The sequence below is a fragment of the Pseudarthrobacter sp. AG30 genome (genome assembly GCF_003116525.1).
Classification (GTDB): Bacteria; Actinomycetota; Actinomycetes; order Actinomycetales; family Micrococcaceae; genus Arthrobacter.
This window is the reverse complement of the sequence record NZ_QEHL01000001.1, coordinates 166291-183743: the sequence shown is the minus strand read 5'-3', so window position 1 is coordinate 183743 and position 17453 is coordinate 166291. Positions and strand designations below refer to the sequence as shown.

The following is a 17453-nucleotide window of genomic DNA, read 5'->3' as shown; positions in this document are numbered from 1 at the left end:
GCCAGTCCTCCTTCCCGCTTAGTTGACCTGGGCGTGGTCGGTGCCTAGGGGAAGGCTGACCGTCACCGTGGTCCCGGCGCCCAGGGTGGAGGCCACATCGATGCTGCCGCCGTGGCGGTCCACGATGTCCTTGGAGATGGCCAGGCCCAGGCCGGTGCCCGGGATGGCCCCGTTCATGGCGTTGGAGGCCCGGTAGAAGCGGGTGAACACATGGTTGATCTCGTCGCTGGAAATGCCGATTCCGGTGTCGGCGATCCGGACAGTGGCCCATTTGGATCCGTCGGCACCGGCGTAGGACTCACTGCCCACCTCGATGCGTCCGCCGCTGGGGGTGAACTTGATGGCGTTGGACACCAGGTTGGTGAAGACCTGCTGGAGCTGTACCTCGTCGGCAAGGATCTCCGGATCCTCTGGAACGGGATCGACGTCGATGGTGACGTTCTGCAGCGTGGCCAGCGGCCGCAGTGCGGCGGCCACCAGGTCAAGGGTCTGCCCCAGGCGTACGGGCGCCAAGTGCATCACGGTGTCATCCAGTCCGCCACGCGAGACGCTGAGCATATCCTCGATGAGCGTCCGCAGCCGTTCGGTGTTGCGGACCACGATGTCCAGCATCTGGTGGACTTCCTTGGATACCGGGTGTTCAGTGCTCTCCTGGATCATGTCCAGGTAGGCCATGATCGAGGTCAGCGGCGTCCTCAGCTCGTGGTTCACGGTGGCCAGGAAGTCCGTCTTTGCCTTGTCGAGTTCCCGCAGCTGTTTGACCACCTGCTGCTGGCTGTTGATCAGGTGGCTCTGGATCAGTCCGTACGCGGCGTTGCCCGCCACGTGCTGGATCAGCCCGAGCTCGGCGCTGGACCAGGTCCTGGGCCGCTCCATCATGGCGATCCAGATGATGCCCAGGGACGAGTTTCCTTCGCCGATGGGAACTGCCAGGGTGGAGGCGGCCCCGGCTACAGCGGGTGCGGGCCTCGCGGGGGCATCCGCATCGGCCTCGCTGCCGTCGGCAGACAGCGTTTCCGTGCCCGCCCAGAGCGCATCCGCCGTGGCACGGGCTTCGTCCTCGCCAGGCAGGGCTTCGGGGCGCAGCTCCACGAGCCCGCCCCGGCGCCAGGTGGCCGTGATCACCGGGACCCTGTGGTCCTCGAAGGTGGAAAGGACAACGTAATCGGCCTTGAAGGTCCGGCCGAATCCGGCCACGACGTGGTCGGCAATTTCCTGGGGATTGTTGGTGGCGCGCACCGCCGCGGACACTTCACGCAGCTGTTCGCGGAGCCCTTCCGCCTCCTCCCGTGACGCGCGGCGGCGGGATACCTGCTCGATAAGGACCGACGCGCGGTGGACCAGTTCCTGCGGTGCGGGCGGCTTGGTGATGCAGTCGTGGATGCCGGGCGGGTTCGCTGCCCCAATGTCCGCCGGATCGTCCAGGTCCACCATCACCAGGACCGGGGCGGTCGTCCGGACCGCTGACAGCGGCGCGTCCGCGACGATGATGGAAGGCTCGCCGGCAGCCAGCAGCCGGGCCAGGGACGCGGCGTCGGCGGCTTCCAGGACGGTGTAGCCGGCCTCCCGCAGGGCGTGTGCGTTAAGGGCCAGGCGCCCGGCGTCGGGATCGGCCACGACGGCGGTGCGGGGCAGGCGCACATCACTCGGGACAGCCGTCACAGTGCTCCCTTCCCTCCCAGTTGAGTACATTGTAGGGGGATGCAGGGTGCAGGGGGCCACTACGGCCCTCCCGCGCCCCAACCGCCGCCCCGCGCCGGGGCGCGCCGTAATGTAGCGCAAGGTGCGCCGCCTGCGGGAGTGGGAACATATATTTGAGCCGTGTCCTCCCGAACCAAATCGACGTCGTCCGCCTGGCGGAAGTACTTGTTGATCCCCAAGCTCGTCAGGTTGTCCCGGAGTGCTCCGAAGGACCGGCATAAGGCGTGGGACCAGTATTGGGCCGGTATCACCGCCACGGGCCCGGGCGGCGAGGTCCTGTGGGATTCGGGCAGCGACCACGAGTTCCTCGGCTACCGGGACAACCTCCTGCGCTACCTGGACCCGGCCCTCCCGGTGGTGGACGCCGGTTGCGGCCACGGCGGTTTCACCCGGGCGCTCGCGGGTGTCTTCCCGCGGGTAATTGGCGTGGATGTGTCGCCGCACGCGGTTGACATAGCGCGGCGGCAGTCCGCAGGAGCTGCCAACCCTGCTTTCGAAGCGCTCGACATGACAGCACCGGGCGCTGGCGCTGCCCTGGCAGGGTCAATCCATGCGGGTGCTGATGGCGCCAACGTCTTCATTCGCGGAGTCCTGCACGTCCTCGATCCCGCCCACCAGAAGGCGCTCGTGGAAAACCTGGGGACCTTGGCCGGCAACCGCGGCACCGTCTTCATGGCGGAAACCAACTTCCACGGGAACCCGGTGGAGTACGTGTCCCACCTCGGTGCCACCACGCGCGGCATCCCGGCGCCGCTGGAACTGGCCATCCGCGGGCTGCCGATGCCCGGCCACTTCGGCCCCGAAGAACGCGAACGGGCGTTCCCGCCGTCGGACTGGGAACTCCTGGAAGACGGCCACGCTGCCATCGAAACCAATCCGGTCACGGGCGTCCCCGGGCAGGACCGGGTGCCCGGATATTACGCGGTGGTCCGGCCCCGGCGGTAGCGCGCTGGGCCTGCTTTTCCGCACGTTTCCGCAGGCCTGTGGGTATCTCCGCAGGCCATCCACACAGTCCTGGCGCGGGTCCTTGACATGGAGCGGATCCGGAGGCTCTATGGTAAGTACGCTTATCAATTGGCCGCAGGAAAGGAAAGAGCTGTGGCAGGGGACCAAGGCAACAGCACCCGTCAGTTCATTCCGTCCGGGGCGCTCCGCAGGCTGCTGCTCCCGCCCACCTACGGGCGGCATGTCACCGAGGTTGCCGAATTCACCATCCTGTCCGTGGAGGTGTGGGCGTCCGGGCTGGTGGTCAACATCCACCTGCCCTCGGACGGTGCGCCCGAGCCGCGGCTCACGCTCCAGGATCACTTCGGGACCGAATACACCCTGCAGGATTCGGCCACGGTGGGCACCCGCAACCTGCAGGTCTTTGCCCCGTCGGTGCCTCCCGGCACCAGAAGCCTGACCGTCAGGTCCGCGGACGACGACGGCCGGCCCGTGGTGACGTTCGCCGTGCCGTGGATGTCTGCGCCCGAGAGCCCGCCCACCCTGGCCGCCGGACCACGCGGGCGCTCCAGCGGCACCGACGGGCCCTACGAGCCGGAACTCCGCCGCCCCGCCTGACCTGCTACCCCGCCTGCCCCCGATGAAAGGCCCGCCATGCCGGACACCAGCAATTTCACGCCTACCGCTGCCATCGTCACTGCCTCCGATTCCGGGATCGGCAAGGCCACCGCGGTGGCGCTCGCGCGCGCCGGCCTGGATGTTGGCGTCACCTGGCATACGGACAGGGCGGGTGCCGAGGGTACTGCCGAGGAAGTTCGGAGCCTGGGCCGGAGGGCCGTAGTCCGGCAGCTGGACACCACCGAACTCCATGCTGCCGCCGGAGTCATCGACGACCTCGCCGGGGAGCTGGGTGGCCTGGACGTCTTTGTGAACAACGCCGGCACCGGGGCGAACGCCAAGTTCTTGGACATGGGCATCGACGACTGGATGCGGATCCTGGATACCAACCTCAACGGGGCCTTTGTCTGCCTGCAGGCCGCGGCCCGGTACATGGTCCGCGCCGGCGGCGGCGGGCGCCTGATTGCGGTGTCCAGCGTCCATGAGTTCCAGCCCCGCGTCGGCTCCTCCGCCTACGATGCCTCCAAGCACGGCCTCGGCGGCCTCATGAAGACGCTTGCCCTGGAACTGGGCCAGTACGGCATCACGGCCAACACGGTGGCCCCAGGCGAGATCGCCACGCCCATGACGGGGCAGGAGGACCAGGACCCGACGACGATCAGGCGGCCCGGTGTCCCGCTCGGCCGGCCGGGGCACGCGCGGGAGATCGCCGACGTCATTGCGTTCCTCGCCTCGCCCGCCTCCAGCTACGTGACCGGTGCGGCCTGGGTGGTGGATGGCGGAATGCTGCAGATGGGACCGCAAGCGGGCTCCCACCTCGCCGGCGACGACTGGCGCCAGGGGTAACAGCACTTCCGGCGCCCTGGGCGTCCGCATTACGATGGCAAGCGCTTTCCCGGCGGATGCTGGCATGATGGAGCGCATGCGCATTCTTATTGCTCCGGACAAATTCAAGGGGTCCCTCACGGCGGCAGAAGCGGCCGCCGCCATCGCCGAAGGGGCACTGCGGGTCTACCCGGATGCCGTGGCCACCCAGTTCCCCATCGCCGACGGCGGGGAGGGGACCCTGGAGGCCGCCGTCGCGGCCGGGTACGAGGAGCGGCTCAACGCCGTGGTGGGACCGATCCTTGCTCCCGTCGGTGCCGCCTGGGCCATCCACAAAGGGGCCGACGGCACTGTCACGGCAGTGATCGAGACGGCCCAGGCGTCCGGACTGGCCGACATGGAACCGACCCCTGCCAACGCCTTGCGCGCCCACAGCTACGGCTGCGGCCAGCTCATCGCCGCCGCCCTGGACGCGGGCGCCACCGAGATCGTGCTGGGCCTGGGCGGTTCGGCAATGACCGACGCCGGGAGCGGCGCCCTGCGCGCCCTGGGATTGAAGCCGCTTGATGGTGCCGGGAATGTGGTGCCGCTGGGCGGCGGGTCGCTGGCCGACGTCGTGTCCCTGGATACATCCGGGCTGGACCCGAGGCTCGCGGCCACCACCTTCCGGATCGCCGTGGACGTCCGCAACCCGCTGTATGGACCGTCCGGTGCAGCCCACGTCTTCGGCCCCCAGAAGGGTGCGGGCCCGGAAGCTGCGGAACTACTTGACGCCGGCCTGCGCAACTGGGCATCCATACTGCGGGAAGTGACGGGCCGGGACGTGAACGTCCCCGGGGCGGGCGCCGCCGGCGGCTTCCCGGCGTCGTTCCTTGCCTTCACCGACGCCACGCTGGAGGGCGGCTTCGCGCTGGTGGCCGGCCTGACCGGCCTGGCCGGCCAGCTGGACAGCGCAGACCTGGTGATTACGGGGGAGGGGTCCATGGACTCGCAGTCGCTGACCGGCAAAGCGCCGATTGCGCTCGCGGATGCAGCCCGGGAGCGCGGGATTCCGGTCATCGTGGTGGCCGGCCGGATCCTGGTGACCCTCGAAGACCTCGCCGGGCATGGTGTGGTGGCGGCGGCGCAGTTGCTGGACGTGGCAGCGAGCCCGGACGACGCCGTCGCCAACGCGGGCAAGTACCTCGCCTGGGCAACAAGCCAAGTGCTCGAAGGCGCCTAGCCGGCGAGGGGTTGCAGGGGCCCAAGTCCGCCTTACTGCGCCTTGCCGGGAGGGAGCGGGGCGGGCTTCCCCGAAGCCCGCTTGTTGAGTCGGAATGGAACGAATACCAACAGCACCACCATGATGCCCAGCAAAGCTCCGCCGGCAGTAACTCCGGCCGAGCGCCCGGCCGCGACGTCGAAGACGAGGGCTGCCGTGCCCGCGCTGAGCAGGGCGATGCCGCCAAGGGCAATCTTGGTGATGGTGTCCGCGCTGGAAACCAGTGTTTCCTTCAACCGTTTGCGGAACAGCCTGCGGTGCACGCTCACCGGAAGGAGGATGAAGGCGGTGGTCAGGGCCGCCACTACGACGTTCGCGAGGTAGAGTGCCACCTCTACGCCATCAAGCGTTTCAAAGCGCTGCTGGAACGGCAGCGTCAGCAGGAAGCCGGCCAGGATCTGCACCCCGGTCTGGAGCACGCGAAGCTCCTGCAGGAGTTCTGCCCAGTTGCGGTCCAGCTGCTCCTCGCGGGTCTCATTCCGTCCCGTCCGGCCCGTGTAGTCCTCAACATCGGACACCGGTGCTCCTTCCTTGCAGGCCAAGTACCAGGTCTTCTTTCTACTCCTCCCGTACCCGGAAACAAGGCATCCCGTTGCACTTGCACCCATATTTGATAAGTTTGCTGATTATCACCCGCAGTTGGCACACAGGAGGAAGCATGACGCAGGAAAACCAGCAGGCTGAACCCGAGTCCGCCCCGGGCGGTTACGGCACCCCCACTGCCGAGCAGGAAGCGGCCGGTACGCAGGGCCAGGGGGCCGGTGGCGGGTCTTCCGCCGGCGCGGACACCAACGAACCGCAGCAGGGAGCGGGCCAGGAACCCGTGCCCCACGACATGGACCTTCCGTCCAGCGCCGCGGAAATCGATGAGTCGAATGACGATTCCCAAGGTTCGGCGCCGGTTTCGTCCGAATCCGGCGAGGAAGCCACGGGCCTTCCGGACGGCAGCGGAAACGACCTCCCGCAGGAGGAATCGCCCAATGACGACGACGAGAGCTTCGACGCCGGATAAAGCGACCTAAGACGGTGGCCCTTGGATCAGGTACTGGTTCCAGGGGCCACCGTTTTTTGCTGTATGGGCCTATGCTGTATCAGCCTCCGTGGGAGTTGTTCGACGCCGGTGCCATCTGCACGGACCCGGGCGAGCTGGGCATGGCCGTGCGTGGTCGAGAAAGACTCCGTGTGGCCGTCATTGGCGGACAGGAAGATGGTTTCGCCATCAGGATTCGATCCACACCTCGCACTGCTGCCCCGGCCGGAGGGTCCGCTCGCCGCGTCAGTCGTTGCTGCTGAAGGCGGCGTCGAAGCTGGTTTGGGAGGCGGGGAAGTCGTATTTTTTCAGGGCGGCGAGGGCTTCGGGGGCTCCGTGGAGGCGGTCCATGCCTGCGTCTTCCCATTCGATGCTGATGGGGCCGTTGTAGCCGATGGCGGAGAGGGCCCGGAAGGAGGCTTCCCAGGGGACGTCGCCGCGTCCGGCGGAGACGAAGTCCCAGCCGCGGCGGGGGTCGCCCCAGGGCAGGTGGGAGCCCATGACGGTGTTGCGTCCGGTCTGGCGGATCTTGGTGTCCTTGCAGTCCACGTGGTAGATCCGGTCCTTGAAGTCCCAGATGAAGGAGACGGGGTCGATGCCTTGCCACATCATGTGCGAGGGGTCCCAGTTCAGGCCGAATGCTTCGCGGTGGCCGATCGCTTCGAGGGTGCGGACGGTGGTCCAGTAGTCGTAGGCGATCTCGGAGGGGTGGACTTCGTGGGCGAACCGGACGCCTTGTTCGTCGAAGACGTCCAGGATGGGGTTCCAGCGGTCGGCGAAGTCCTGGTAGCCGGCGTCGATGACTTTTTCCGGGACGGGCGGGAACATGGCCACGTACTGCCAGATGGCGGAGCCGGTGAACCCGACCACGGTGTCCACGCCCAGTGCTTTGGCGAGCCGGGCGGTGTGTTTCATTTCCTCGGCGGCGCGGGTGCGGACTCCTTCGGGGTCGCCGTCGCCCCAGACTTTGGAGCCGACGATGGCCTGGTGCCGGAAGTCGATGGGGTCATCGCAGACTGCCTGGCCTTTGAGGTGGTTGGAGATGGCCCAGACTTTGAGGTTGTACTTGTCCAGGATCTCGAGTTTGGACTCGACGTAGCCGGGTTCGTCCCAGCGCCAGGCGTCCAGGTGGTCGCCGGAGACGGCGATTTCCAGTCCGTCGTAGCCCCAGCCGGAGGCCAGGCGCGCGACTTCTTCGAAGGGCAGGTCGGCCCACTGGCCGGTGAACAGGGTGAAGGGGCGGGGCATGGGGGCTCCTTGGTGGTGGGGCGCTAGTGGCGCACGACGGTGAGGGTGCTCTTATTGGCTGCGGATTCCTCCACGGCGTCCAGGACGTATTGGACGTTCAGTCCTTCTTCGAACGACGGCGAGGGCTGGGTTCCGTCCCGGACCGCCAGCAGGAAGTCGCGGACCTGGTGGGTGAAGGTGTGTTCCCAGCCGATGATGTGTCCCTGCGGCCACCACGCTTCCAGGTAGGGGTGCTCGGGTTCGTTGACCAGGATGCGGCGGAAGCCCTGTTCCCGGGCGGGGGCGGTGGCGTCCAGGAAGCCGAGTTCGTTGAGGTTTTCCAGGTCGAACAGGAGGCTGCCCTTCTCGCCGTACACCTCGATCTGGAGGGAGTTCTTCCGGCCGGTGGCCACCCGGGAGACCTCCACCGAGGCGACCGCCCCGGAGGTGAGGGACAATGTGGCCCAGGCGGCGTCGTCGACCGTCACTTCTTCGAGGCCGCCTGCGGGACCACTTGTGCCGGGACGGCGGTCCACGAAGGTGTGCAGCCGGCCGCTGACCTCGCTGACCTGGTCGCCGAGGAGGAAGAGGACCTGGTCGATGGCGTGGCTGGCGATGTCCCCCAGCGCGCCGGACCCGGCCGTTTCCTTCCGCAGCCGCCAGGTCATGGGTGCCTGCGCATCGGCGAGCCAGTCCTGGAGGTAGGCGGCGCGGACGTGCCGGACCGTGCCCAGGCGTCCCTCGGCGATCAGTTCCCTGGCCAGGGCCAGTGCCGGAACGCGCCGGTAATTGAAGCCGATCATCGACTGCACGCCCCGGGCACGGGCCTTGGCGGCAGCGGCCGTCATGAGTTCGGCCTCGGCCAGCGTGTTGGCCAGGGGCTTCTCCACCAGCACGTGCTTGCCCGCCTCCAGCGCTGCGATCGCGATCTCGGCATGCATCCACCCCGGCGCGCAGATGTCCACGATGTCGATGTCATCCCGTTCAATCACGGCGCGCCAGTCGGTGGCCGACTCCGCCCAGCCGTACGCGGCCGCGGCCTCGGCCACGGCAGTGGCGTCCCGGCCCACGAGGACCTTCTGCTCGAAGGCCGGGACGTCGAAGAAGCTGGCCACGTTCCGCCATGCGTTGGAGTGCGCCTTGCCCATGAAGGCGTAACCGATCGCGGCCACACCCAACGGGCGGCCGGACCGTCGGGAGGGCGTGGAATCGGAGGGGTGTGCGGGTGTGCTCATGATGCGTTCCTGCTGCCTGTCAGAGGGTGGCGGTTTCCGGAGCCCAGTCCTCCGGAATGGCGGAGGATGCCGGGGCGGAGCTTTCGACGTCGATGAACGTGCCGGAGTCGATGGACTCACTGATCGAAACCATGGTGTCCAGCACGTGGTACGCCAGGTCGCCGGTGGCCCTGTGGGCTGTTCCTGCCCGCAGTGAGCGAGCCATGTCCAGCACGCCCATGCCGCGGCCGTTGGCGGGGCCGGTGGCCGGGACGGTGGTCCAGTCCTCGTCGCCGGCACGCCAGAGCTTGATCTCGCCGGTGAAGTAGTTGGGGTCCGGCAGCGACAGGGTTGCTTCGGTGCCCGTGATCTCCACGAAGCCCATCCGGGTCCGGGGGGACTCGAAGGAGAAGACGCTGTGCGAGGAGGCGCCGGACTCGAACTGCGCCATGGCAGAGACGTGGGTGGGCACCTCGACGGTGAACTCCTCGCCCGCCTTGGGGCCGGAACCGATCACGCGCACATCCTTGGCCTTGGACCCGACGGCGGCCACCTTGCGGATGGAGCCGAACGCCTGGACCAGGGTGGTGAGGTAGTACGGGCCCATGTCGAACAGCGGGCCGGCACCATGCTGGAAGAGGAACGCCGGGTTGGGGTGCCAGGACTCCGGGCCGGGGGTCTGGAACGTGGTCATCGCCGTCAGCGGGGTGCCGATGTCGCCGCGCTGGATCAGGCGCAGGGCGGTCTGGATCCCGGCACCGAGGAACGTGTCCGGGGCGCAGCCCAGGCGGATCCCGGCGGTGTCCGCCGTCTTGAGCAGGCCCAGCCCGGACTCGCGGTCCAGGGAGAAGGGCTTCTCGGTCCAGACGTGCTTGCCGGCGTTGACGGCGGCGGTGGCCACCTCCACGTGTGCTGCCGGGATGGTGAGGTTGACGATGATTTCGACGTCGGGGTGGTTCAGGGCCTTCTCCACCCCGCCCCACTCGGGGATGCCGTACTCCTTGGCCCGCGCCTCGGCGGCCTCCTCGAAGAGGTCCGCGATGACGTGGACCTTCAAGTCCGGGAACGCAGTGAGGTTGTCCAGGTACTGCTTGCTGATCACCCCGGCGCCGATCACGCCGACGCCCACCGGGCCCTTGCGGGAAGATTTTGCTGCGGGCGTGCTCATGCGTTGGCCCCCTCGGCTGCGGTGTTGCTGTTCAGGAAAGCAAGGCTTTCGGCGATGCCTTCGAAGATGTCACCGGCGTAGTCGTCGAACTCCACGACTCCCACTTCAAGCGACGTGGCCGCGGCGATCACGTCCATGACCGGCACTTTGCCCTGGCCCGCCGGCTGCTGGGCCTTGTTGTCCCTGGTGAGGGGGCCGTCCTTGATGTGGATGAACTTCACCCGGTCACCCAGCTTTGCCAGGATGTCCACCGGGTCCTGCCCGCCCACGGCTACCCAGTAGGTGTCCACTTCGAGGACGAGTTCCGGGTCCAGCAGGGATTCGAAGTATTCCAGCGCGGTGCGGCCGTCGATGATGGACTCCAGCTCCCAGGCGTGGTTGTGGTAGCCCACCCGGATGCCGTACTCGGCCCCCTTCCTGGCAGCCTGGTTGAGCTTTTCGGCGGTGGCTTGGATGTCTTCGGCCTTCTGCCAGTGCTCGGCGGGCAGGAACGGGTCAATGACCGTGCTGATGCCCAGTTCCTTGGCCGCGGTGAAGATCTCGTCCTGGTCCTGGCTCATCAGCGGGGCGTGGCCGGACGGTGCGGTGAGGCCGTTCTCTTTCAGGGCTGCGCCGAGTTCCTTGGCCGTGGCTACGAAGTTGTAGGGCTCCACCTGGGTGAAGCCGATATCGGCAACCTTCTTGATGGTGCCGGGCAGGTCCTCGGAGATGGCGTTGCGGAGCGTGTAGAGCTGAAGCGAGTAGGACATGGGTTTCCTTAGCGGTGTTGGGAAGCGGTTGGTCGAATGCGGCGGTCAGCGGCCGGCGAGGGAGCCGCCGATGCCACCGACGCTGAAGTATTTGTTCAGGGCGGCGAACACGATGACCGGCGGGAGCATCATGACCACGGCCAGGGCCATGACTGAGGTCCAGTCTGTCGCGTTTTGCTGGAAGAAGGACTGCACGCCCATGGGGAGGGTGAAGATTTCGTTGGAGCGGAGGAAGACGATGGCCACGAGGTAGTCGTTCCAGGCCAGGAGGAAGGCGAAGATGGCGGTGGAGAGGACGCCGGGGAGGGAGTTTCGGAGGACCACTTTGGTGAAGGATCCGAAGACGGAGCAGCCGTCGATCCAGGACGCTTCCTCGAGGCTGATGGGGATGGAGTCGAAGTATGCGGCCATCATCCAGGTGGCCACCGTCATGGTGGAACCGACGTAGATGATGGTCAGGCCCAGGAGGTTGTCCACCAGGCCCATCCCGGCGAACAGGATGAACAGCGGCACCACCGAGGTGATGATGGGCAGCGACTGCATGACGAACAGGAGCAGGGAGTAGCCGGAGACGGCCTTGGACCGGCCGCGGGAGAGGACGTAGCCGGCGGGTGCGGCCACCGCCACCGATACCACCACAGTGGAGAGGGTGGTGACCAGGCTGTTCTTCAGCCAGGTGGCGGCAAGGGTCTTGGAGAACACGTTGCTGAGGTTCTCGAAGGTCAGGCCGGTGGCGGTGCTGTTGGGGCCGGGGGTGAAGGCGAGCACGATGGTGACCATGATGGGCACCAGCACGATCGCGGTGATGATGAGGATGGCGATGAACCGCCACCAGCGGCCGCGTTGGCCGGCTTCGGAGAGTACCCGGCGGGTGTTGCCTGCCTGGCCGACTCCCAGGGCCGGGCCGGATTGGGGATGGGCGTGGACTGCTGCGCTCATTATTCGACACTCGACTTTCGGATCTGGCGGTACAGGATGACCGAGATGACCACCAGGGTCATGGTCATGAGGAAGGCGATGGCCACGCCGGGGCCGGTGGCGAAGTCCTGGAACACGGTGCGGTAGGCCAGGACCACCAGGGAGGTGGTGGCGTTGACGGGTCCGCCGCCGGTGAGCAGGTAGATGGTGGGGAAGTCGTTGACGCAGAAGATGGTCATCAGGATCCAGCTGATGTAGGTGGAGCGGGCGATCAGCGGCAGGGTGATCTGGGTGAATTGCTGCCAGCGGCTGGCGCCGTCCATGCTGGCGGCCTCATAGACGGTGGTGTCCACGGAGGCCAGGGCGGCGGAGATCATCATCATCATGAACGGGAAGCTGACCCAGACTTTGAAGACCATCACGGTGATGGAGGCCAGGGTGGGGTCTGCCAGAAACAGGGGGGTGCCCAGGCCAAGGTTCCGGAACAGCGCGGGAATCAGGCTGTCCGGGGTGGCCACCAGCCAGTTCCAGGCGGTGGAGGACACCACGATCGGCACCACCCAGGGCAGGAGCAGCAGGACCTTGAACGTATTGCCGGCGGGGATCTTGGTGCGCAGGAGCAGGGCGAGGCCCAGGCCCACGAGCCAGGATCCGAACACGCCGACGATGGTGAACCAGAGGGTGAACTGGGCGGCTTTCCAGAACGCCGGTGAGCTCAGGACGGTGGAGAAGTTCTGGACGCCCACGAAGTTGCCGGTCTGGAGCAGGTCGCCGTCGTGCGTGGCCTGGACCGCGGCGTAGATCAGCGGGTAGCCGTGGATCAGGACCAGGAGGACCACAGAGGGGAGCAGGAGCCAGAAAAAGGTCCTGGTGGCCTGGGCCGAGAGCTTGCTCTTGCGTTTGCCGGGGGCGGCCCCGGACCCGCCGGGGGCAAGCCCGCGGCGGGCCCGGGCGAGGCCGGATTGTGCAGTGGTGGAGGACATGGCGGGCGCTTACTTCTTCAGGACGGACTCGAGGCCGGACTGGAAGGTCTGCAGGGCGGTCTTGGCGTCGGCCTTTCCGGTGATGATGGTCTGGCTGAACTGGTTCAGGGCCTGGCCGCCGTCGAGGGCGGCAAGATTCGCGTTCAGCCTGCTGCCCTGGGAGGCGAAGGTCTTGGCGATCGGCTGCCAGTCCTTGACGATCTTGACGTTGTTGGGATCGTCCGCGAACTCGGGCATCTCCGTGATGGATTTGAAGACCGGCAGTGCGGACATGAGCTTCTTCTGCCACAGCTGCTTGAGCTGGCCCAGGTAGTACACCAGGAACTCCTCGGAGGCGTCCTGGGACGGGGTGTTGGTGTACATCATGATGTTGTTCGGGAACACGATGGTGGCTTTGTCCCCGTGCGGGCCCTTGATCGGGTCAGCGACCAGGAGGTCGCCGGAGGTGTCGCCCACGCGCTGCGGAACGTTCACCTGGAAGAGGCCGTAGCCCGCCTTGCCGTCCTTCCACTGGGCTGACATGTTGTCGGTGGTGTAGCTGACCGCGGCGGGGTCCACGATGCCGTTGGACACGAGCTCCAGGACGAACTCCATGGCCTCGACGTTGCGGTCGTTCAACAGGTCCAGCTCGCCGTCCTTGTTGAACACGCCGCCGCCGTTGTTGACCATCATCATGATCATGGAGTGGTTGGCGTAGTTGTTGCCGGCACCTGCGCCGGTGGTGAAGCCGAACGCGCCGACCTTCTTCAGGGCCTTGCCGGCTTCAAGGAGGGACGGCCAGTCCGTGGGCAGGGCAACGTTTGCCTTCTCGAAGAGGGACTTGCGGTACCAGAAGACGCGCATGTCCAGCTGCCAGGGAACAGCCACATAGCCCTTGTCCGACTTGAACGGGTCCAGCACGCCGGGCAGGAAGTCGTCGAACTGGCCGTTCGCCTTCAGCTTGTCGATCACCTTGTCCGCGTAGGCGATCTGGCCCTGCTGCTCGAACTGGAACGCCTGGAAGCCGCCGCCGGTGGAAACGGCGGGGCCGGTCTTGGAAGCAATCGCGGAGGAGAAGGTCTGGTAGAAGTTGTTCCACTGGATGATCTGGTAGCTGGCCTTGCTGCCGTTGGCACCGGAGAAGCCCTCGGCGATGCTCTTGGCGGCGTCGTTGTAGGCCGGCGTTGCCCAGGGCATGTCCCAGAACTTGACGGTCCCGCCGGCCCCGCCTCCGCCGCCCTGGGACGCCGAGCCGCCACCACAGGCTGCCAGCAGCGGCACGGAGGCCGCGGCAGCCGTCAGGCCCAGGAAACCGCGGCGGGAGAAGGAGCGGCGTGGTTCGGAAGATGCATTCATGGTGTGTCCTTTCGGGACCGTCGGACGCAGTGTGCCGTGGGTACGGTCCTGCTCATCGTTGAGAGTGGAGGTGGGACTGGGCTGCTGTGTTCGGTTGCGTATCTAAAAGGCGGTTACGTGGCGGTAAGGGTTGCGTAAAGGTCGGTCAGCCGGGCGAACCCGGCCAGGTCGTCCGGCCTGGTGCCGGCGCTGAGGTGTTCCTTCAGGCGCCGCCACGCAAACCGGTGGGCGGATTCGTACAGGGTGGGAAGCAGGAGGTCGCCGTGCGGCCCGGTGACCCGGACCTCGGCAGGCCATGCGGCGTCAGGGTCGGGGACCCGGACGGCAACCCCGCCGTCGGCGGTGTAAAGGCGGATGTCGACGCCGGCGGGCCGGGCGGCGGTCAGCACGCCCTGGGCGGTGAACGGCGCACCGTTTGCCAGCCGGCCGCCGGCCGTGTAACCGGAGGTGTCCAGGCGCAGGATGGCCACGCCGTCCAGGCGGCCCGCCACGGCAAGCAAGGCGGCGAAGTGGTCGCTGAGGAGTTGCCGTGGATCGGTGCCGGGCGCCGCCGTCGCCACGCTGTCCAGCAGCGAGGCGCTGCCGAGCCCGCTGCGCACTGCGCCACGGGCATCCGCGCCGGAACCTTCGCCGACCAGGGCCGGGTTCGCTGCCCAACGGAGATCGAGGACGACGACGGCCCCCGCCGCGTCCGCGGCAGCCGCGAGCTCCGAGGTGTCCTCGGGCACGGGGTTGGCCACCACAATGCCGCGGGCCCCTGCCTGCACGGCGCCGGCGGCTTCGGCGGCCCATCCACTGCTGCCCGCAACCACCCGCACGTCGGCCTGCCCGGAATGGCCGGCCGGCATAGGGCCGAACGTTGCAGGCAGCGATGCCACGGTCTCGGTGACGGCGCCTGCCTCCCGGGCTGCGGGCGTGGCGTGCACCGTGAAGTGGGCGCTCATGCGGAAACTCCTGCCGTGTCGGCTGCGGCCGCATGGTCCAGGGCGGCGCTTTCCACCGTGGCCTCGGCGATGGCCAGGGCGAACGTGAGGTCGTCGATCAGGGTTTGGGCGGGCGGGGCCTGCCGGGTTCCGTTGGCGAGCCCGGCAAGTTCGCGCCACTCGCCCTCGTAGCCGTTGTGGCCGAACGGGCCGAAGCTGGTGGTCTCGCTGCCGTCATTGCGGGTAAAGGTGGCCACAGCGGAGCCGGCCTGGACGTAGGAGGGTGTGAAGTCGATCCGGAGCGCGGAATCGTCGGCGATGGCCTCGAAAGTCCACTCGGGCTTCCAGGTGCCGTTCATGACGGCCCGCAGTTCAATGACCCGGGAGGGGGTCCGGAGCGAGACCGCGTAGCCGAACGGGCGGACGTGCCGTGCCTGCAGGACGTCGACGTGCTCGAAATCGGGCGTGAACCGGCGTACCAGCGGAAGGTCGTGGATGGCCAGGCCCATGATCCCGCCGTGGAGGGCGGCTTTGAGGACCTCGATGTCCGAGTAGTCCGGCCGCCCGGCGGCGGGGCGGGTGAGGATTTCCGTGGCGAAGTCTTCGAACCGGGCGTTCGGTGGCAGGACGATCGAGGAACGGATGGTGTGGGCCGTTTCGGGAAGGTCGCCCCAGTTCTGTTCGGCTGCGAGCCAGCCCGGATCGAAGGTGTGCATGGCGCCGACGACGATCGGGACCCCGGTTTCGGTGCTGACCGCAGAGATGCGGGTGGCTTCCTCGGCGTTCATTGCAAACGGCTTTTCGCAGAGGACAGCCTTCTTGCCGGCCCGGCATGCGGCGATGACCTGGTCCGCGTGGAACTGGTGGGGGCTGCAGATCGCGACGATGTCCACGGCCGGATCGCCCAGCAGCTCGTCCATGCTGGTGCTGGACGTTGCCCCGACGCGCGCCGCCACGGAAGCCGCAACGGCTGCGTCGACGTCCATGATGTGCCGTACCTCGAGGACATCGCGGAGCCGGGCCAGGGCGGGAAGGTGGATAGCTTGGGTCACCGGTCCTGCCCCCAGGATGCCAACCCCCAAGGGCTGGTCTGTCGGCGCGGTGTGATGGGACAAGTTCAATTACCTCTTCGTAAGCGGACTCTGCAGTGGTGGGATCACCGTGGTGGATACCAGCCATCGGATTCACGAATGTGCCCTGAGTCACAAGGTAGAACTACTTTTGCCGCGCGTCAAGCAAAAGTTGCTTGTTTCTCGTTATTCTTCTGGCGTGATGACAGTGCTAAGTAAGAGTGTTATGACTTAGTGCATGACTTCTCCACCCGCCGGGAAACAGCTCGGAAAGGAATCCGACGCCGGCAATCTGTCGCGCGCGGGGGACCTGTTCCAGCTGCTGCGGGACGGCAAGGCCCGTACCCGTGCCGAGCTCGCCCTAAGCACGGGCCTCGCCAGGTCCACGGTTGCCTCCCGGATCGACGCGCTCATGCTCTCCGGCCTGGTGGGACCTGCCGGTGAGGCACTCTCCAGCGGCGGGAGGCCGCCGTCGCGCTTTGCTTTCAACCCGTCCGCCCGCCTGGTGCTGGCCGTCGACGTCGGTGCCACGCACGTGATTGTCGCCGTCACCGACCTTGGCGGGACAATCCTCGCCGAGCATCGGCTGTCCCTGCAGGTGGCAGACGGGCCGGAAGCTGTGCTGGACCAGGTGGTTGCGCAGGGCAAGGAACTGCTGGCGTCCGCGGGACGCAGCGTCACCGAACTCGCCGGGATTGGCATCGGGCTTCCGGGGCCGGTGGAACACGACACCGGAAAACCGGTCAAGCCGCCCATTATGCCTGGCTGGGACGGGTTCGACGTGGTCAGCTACGTCCAGCGGTCTCTGCCCGTCCATGTGCTCGTGGACAACGACGTGAACATCATGGCGCTGGGGGAGCAGTCCGCCCACTGGCCCGAGCACAACAATTTCTTCTTCGTGAAGGTGGCCACCGGCATCGGATCCGGCATCATCAGCAACGGGCAGCTGCAGCGCGGCGCGAACGGCACGGCCGGCGACCTTGGCCACATCCAGGTGGCCCGCGGCGCGGAGGTGCTCTGTGCCTGTGGAAACTACGGGTGCCTTGAGGCACTCGCGTCCGGGCCCGCCGTCGCACGCTCTCTCCGGGACCAGGGCGTGGACGTCGCCAGGGGCGCGGATGTGCTCCGGCTCGCCGCCGACGGCAACCTGCAGGCCATCCAGGCGCTGCGGCAGGCCGGCCGGGACATCGGTGAGGTGCTTGCCACCGCGGTGAACCTGCTCAACCCGTCCGTCATCGTGGTGGGCGGCAGCTTCGGCGAGACGGGCGAGCACCTGGTGGCGGGAATCCGTGAGGTGGTCTACCGGCGCTCACCGCCGCTGGCCACCTCACACCTGCGCATCAATGTCTCCCGGGCAGGCGACCAGGCGGCCGTCCTCGGGGCGAGCCAGCTGGTCACCCAGTACGTCCTCTCGCCGGCCATCATCGAAGCCACGCTGGCGGGCGCGATCGCGGGGTAGTACAGAGCAGCGCCGGGCGGCGCCGGG

General features: G+C 67.4%; 17 protein-coding genes. 6 read left to right on the top strand and 11 right to left on the bottom strand.

The window, feature by feature from the left end:
* Positions 1 to 18: 18 nt before the first annotated feature.
* Positions 19 to 1662 carry an ATP-binding protein gene (locus DC347_RS00870; protein ID WP_240617658.1) on the bottom strand — a complete coding sequence of 548 codons (1644 nt, stop codon included), beginning with the start codon at positions 1660 to 1662 and terminating at the stop codon, positions 19 to 21.
* A gap of 207 nt (positions 1663 to 1869) precedes the next feature.
* Here DC347_RS00870 and DC347_RS00865 point away from each other — a divergent pair, with 207 nt between their 5' ends.
* From DC347_RS00865 to DC347_RS00850, 4 genes are all read left to right on the top strand, one after another.
* Positions 1870 to 2646 carry a class I SAM-dependent methyltransferase gene (locus DC347_RS00865; protein WP_109044104.1) on the top strand — a complete coding sequence of 259 codons (777 nt, stop codon included), beginning with the start codon at positions 1870 to 1872 and terminating at the stop codon, positions 2644 to 2646.
* A 153-nt stretch (positions 2647 to 2799) separates the two neighbouring features.
* The gene (locus tag DC347_RS00860) at positions 2800 to 3264 is read left to right on the top strand and encodes a hypothetical protein (RefSeq protein WP_018762708.1); all 465 of its coding nucleotides are present in this window, start codon (positions 2800 to 2802) and stop codon (positions 3262 to 3264) included.
* A gap of 36 nt (positions 3265 to 3300) precedes the next feature.
* A complete protein-coding gene (locus DC347_RS00855; RefSeq protein WP_109044103.1) occupies positions 3301 to 4110 on the top strand; it encodes an SDR family oxidoreductase in 810 nt (269 codons plus the stop codon).
* A 76-nt stretch (positions 4111 to 4186) separates the two neighbouring features.
* Entirely contained in the window at positions 4187 to 5311 is a 1125-nt protein-coding gene (locus DC347_RS00850) for a glycerate kinase (RefSeq protein WP_109044232.1), read from the top strand.
* A 32-nt stretch (positions 5312 to 5343) separates the two neighbouring features.
* Here the strand turns inward: DC347_RS00850 and DC347_RS00845 are convergent, their stop codons facing one another.
* The gene (locus tag DC347_RS00845) at positions 5344 to 5868 is read right to left on the bottom strand and encodes a DUF6328 family protein (RefSeq protein WP_109044102.1); all 525 of its coding nucleotides are present in this window, start codon (positions 5866 to 5868) and stop codon (positions 5344 to 5346) included.
* A 140-nt stretch (positions 5869 to 6008) separates the two neighbouring features.
* Between DC347_RS00845 and DC347_RS00840 the strand changes: the two genes are divergently transcribed.
* A complete protein-coding gene (locus DC347_RS00840; protein WP_109044101.1) occupies positions 6009 to 6362 on the top strand; it encodes a hypothetical protein in 354 nt (117 codons plus the stop codon).
* Positions 6363 to 6626: 264 nt separating this feature from the next.
* Here the strand turns inward: DC347_RS00840 and DC347_RS00835 are convergent, their stop codons facing one another.
* The 9 genes from DC347_RS00835 to DC347_RS00795 all read right to left on the bottom strand — a co-directional run bounded on the left by DC347_RS00835 (position 6627) and on the right by DC347_RS00795 (position 15979).
* Positions 6627 to 7628 (bottom strand): sugar phosphate isomerase/epimerase, encoded by a 1002-nt coding sequence (locus DC347_RS00835; protein ID WP_018762703.1) that lies wholly within the window; start codon positions 7626 to 7628, stop codon positions 6627 to 6629.
* 23 nt (positions 7629 to 7651) lie between these two features.
* Entirely contained in the window at positions 7652 to 8842 is a 1191-nt protein-coding gene (locus DC347_RS00830) for a Gfo/Idh/MocA family protein (protein WP_109044100.1), read from the bottom strand.
* Positions 8843 to 8861: 19 nt separating this feature from the next.
* A complete protein-coding gene (locus DC347_RS00825) occupies positions 8862 to 9989 on the bottom strand; it encodes a Gfo/Idh/MocA family protein (RefSeq protein WP_109044099.1) in 1128 nt (375 codons plus the stop codon).
* On the bottom strand, positions 9986 to 10738 hold the full coding sequence (locus DC347_RS00820) for a sugar phosphate isomerase/epimerase (RefSeq protein ID WP_018762700.1): 753 nt from the start codon (positions 10736 to 10738) through the stop codon (positions 9986 to 9988). The genes DC347_RS00825 and DC347_RS00820 overlap by 4 nt, the downstream gene beginning before the upstream one ends.
* A gap of 45 nt (positions 10739 to 10783) precedes the next feature.
* On the bottom strand, positions 10784 to 11677 hold the full coding sequence (locus DC347_RS00815; protein ID WP_018762699.1) for a carbohydrate ABC transporter permease: 894 nt from the start codon (positions 11675 to 11677) through the stop codon (positions 10784 to 10786).
* On the bottom strand, positions 11677 to 12639 hold the full coding sequence (locus tag DC347_RS00810) for a carbohydrate ABC transporter permease (RefSeq protein WP_018762698.1): 963 nt from the start codon (positions 12637 to 12639) through the stop codon (positions 11677 to 11679). Before DC347_RS00810 ends, DC347_RS00815 begins: the two co-directional genes overlap by 1 nt.
* A 9-nt stretch (positions 12640 to 12648) precedes the next feature.
* Complete coding sequence (locus DC347_RS00805; RefSeq protein WP_109044098.1) at positions 12649 to 13974, bottom strand: ABC transporter substrate-binding protein; 1326 nt, start codon at positions 13972 to 13974, stop codon at positions 12649 to 12651.
* Between the two features lie 113 nt (positions 13975 to 14087).
* Positions 14088 to 14918, bottom strand: a complete 831-nt coding sequence (locus DC347_RS00800) for a hypothetical protein (RefSeq protein ID WP_109044097.1) — start codon at positions 14916 to 14918, stop codon at positions 14088 to 14090.
* Complete coding sequence (locus DC347_RS00795; RefSeq protein WP_109044096.1) at positions 14915 to 15979, bottom strand: Gfo/Idh/MocA family protein; 1065 nt, start codon at positions 15977 to 15979, stop codon at positions 14915 to 14917. The genes DC347_RS00800 and DC347_RS00795 overlap by 4 nt, the downstream gene beginning before the upstream one ends.
* Positions 15980 to 16205: 226 nt before the next feature.
* On the opposite strand from DC347_RS00795, the gene DC347_RS00790 reads away from it, so the two are divergent.
* On the top strand, positions 16206 to 17426 hold the full coding sequence (locus tag DC347_RS00790) for an ROK family transcriptional regulator (protein ID WP_109044095.1): 1221 nt from the start codon (positions 16206 to 16208) through the stop codon (positions 17424 to 17426).
* Positions 17427 to 17453 lie beyond the last annotated feature (27 nt).

Excerpts from the sequence above, each read along its gene's own strand:
- DC347_RS00825 (WP_109044099.1), bottom strand. The coding sequence starts at position 9,989 with ATGAGCACGCCCGCAGCAAAATCTTCCCGCAAGGGCCCGGTGGGCGTC.
- DC347_RS00790 (WP_109044095.1), top strand. The coding sequence starts at position 16,206 with ATGACTTCTCCACCCGCCGGGAAACAGCTCGGAAAGGAATCCGACGCC.
- DC347_RS00805 (WP_109044098.1), bottom strand. The coding sequence starts at position 13,974 with ATGAATGCATCTTCCGAACCACGCCGCTCCTTCTCCCGCCGCGGTTTC.
- DC347_RS00850 (WP_109044232.1), top strand. The coding sequence starts at position 4,187 with ATGCGCATTCTTATTGCTCCGGACAAATTCAAGGGGTCCCTCACGGCG.
- DC347_RS00810 (WP_018762698.1), bottom strand. The coding sequence starts at position 12,639 with ATGTCCTCCACCACTGCACAATCCGGCCTCGCCCGGGCCCGCCGCGGG.
- DC347_RS00855 (WP_109044103.1), top strand. The coding sequence starts at position 3,301 with ATGCCGGACACCAGCAATTTCACGCCTACCGCTGCCATCGTCACTGCC.
- DC347_RS00835 (WP_018762703.1), bottom strand. The coding sequence starts at position 7,628 with ATGCCCCGCCCCTTCACCCTGTTCACCGGCCAGTGGGCCGACCTGCCC.
- DC347_RS00815 (WP_018762699.1), bottom strand. The coding sequence starts at position 11,677 with ATGAGCGCAGCAGTCCACGCCCATCCCCAATCCGGCCCGGCCCTGGGA.
- DC347_RS00800 (WP_109044097.1), bottom strand. The coding sequence starts at position 14,918 with ATGAGCGCCCACTTCACGGTGCACGCCACGCCCGCAGCCCGGGAGGCA.
- DC347_RS00840 (WP_109044101.1), top strand. The coding sequence starts at position 6,009 with ATGACGCAGGAAAACCAGCAGGCTGAACCCGAGTCCGCCCCGGGCGGT.
- DC347_RS00820 (WP_018762700.1), bottom strand. The coding sequence starts at position 10,738 with ATGTCCTACTCGCTTCAGCTCTACACGCTCCGCAACGCCATCTCCGAG.
- DC347_RS00830 (WP_109044100.1), bottom strand. The coding sequence starts at position 8,842 with ATGAGCACACCCGCACACCCCTCCGATTCCACGCCCTCCCGACGGTCC.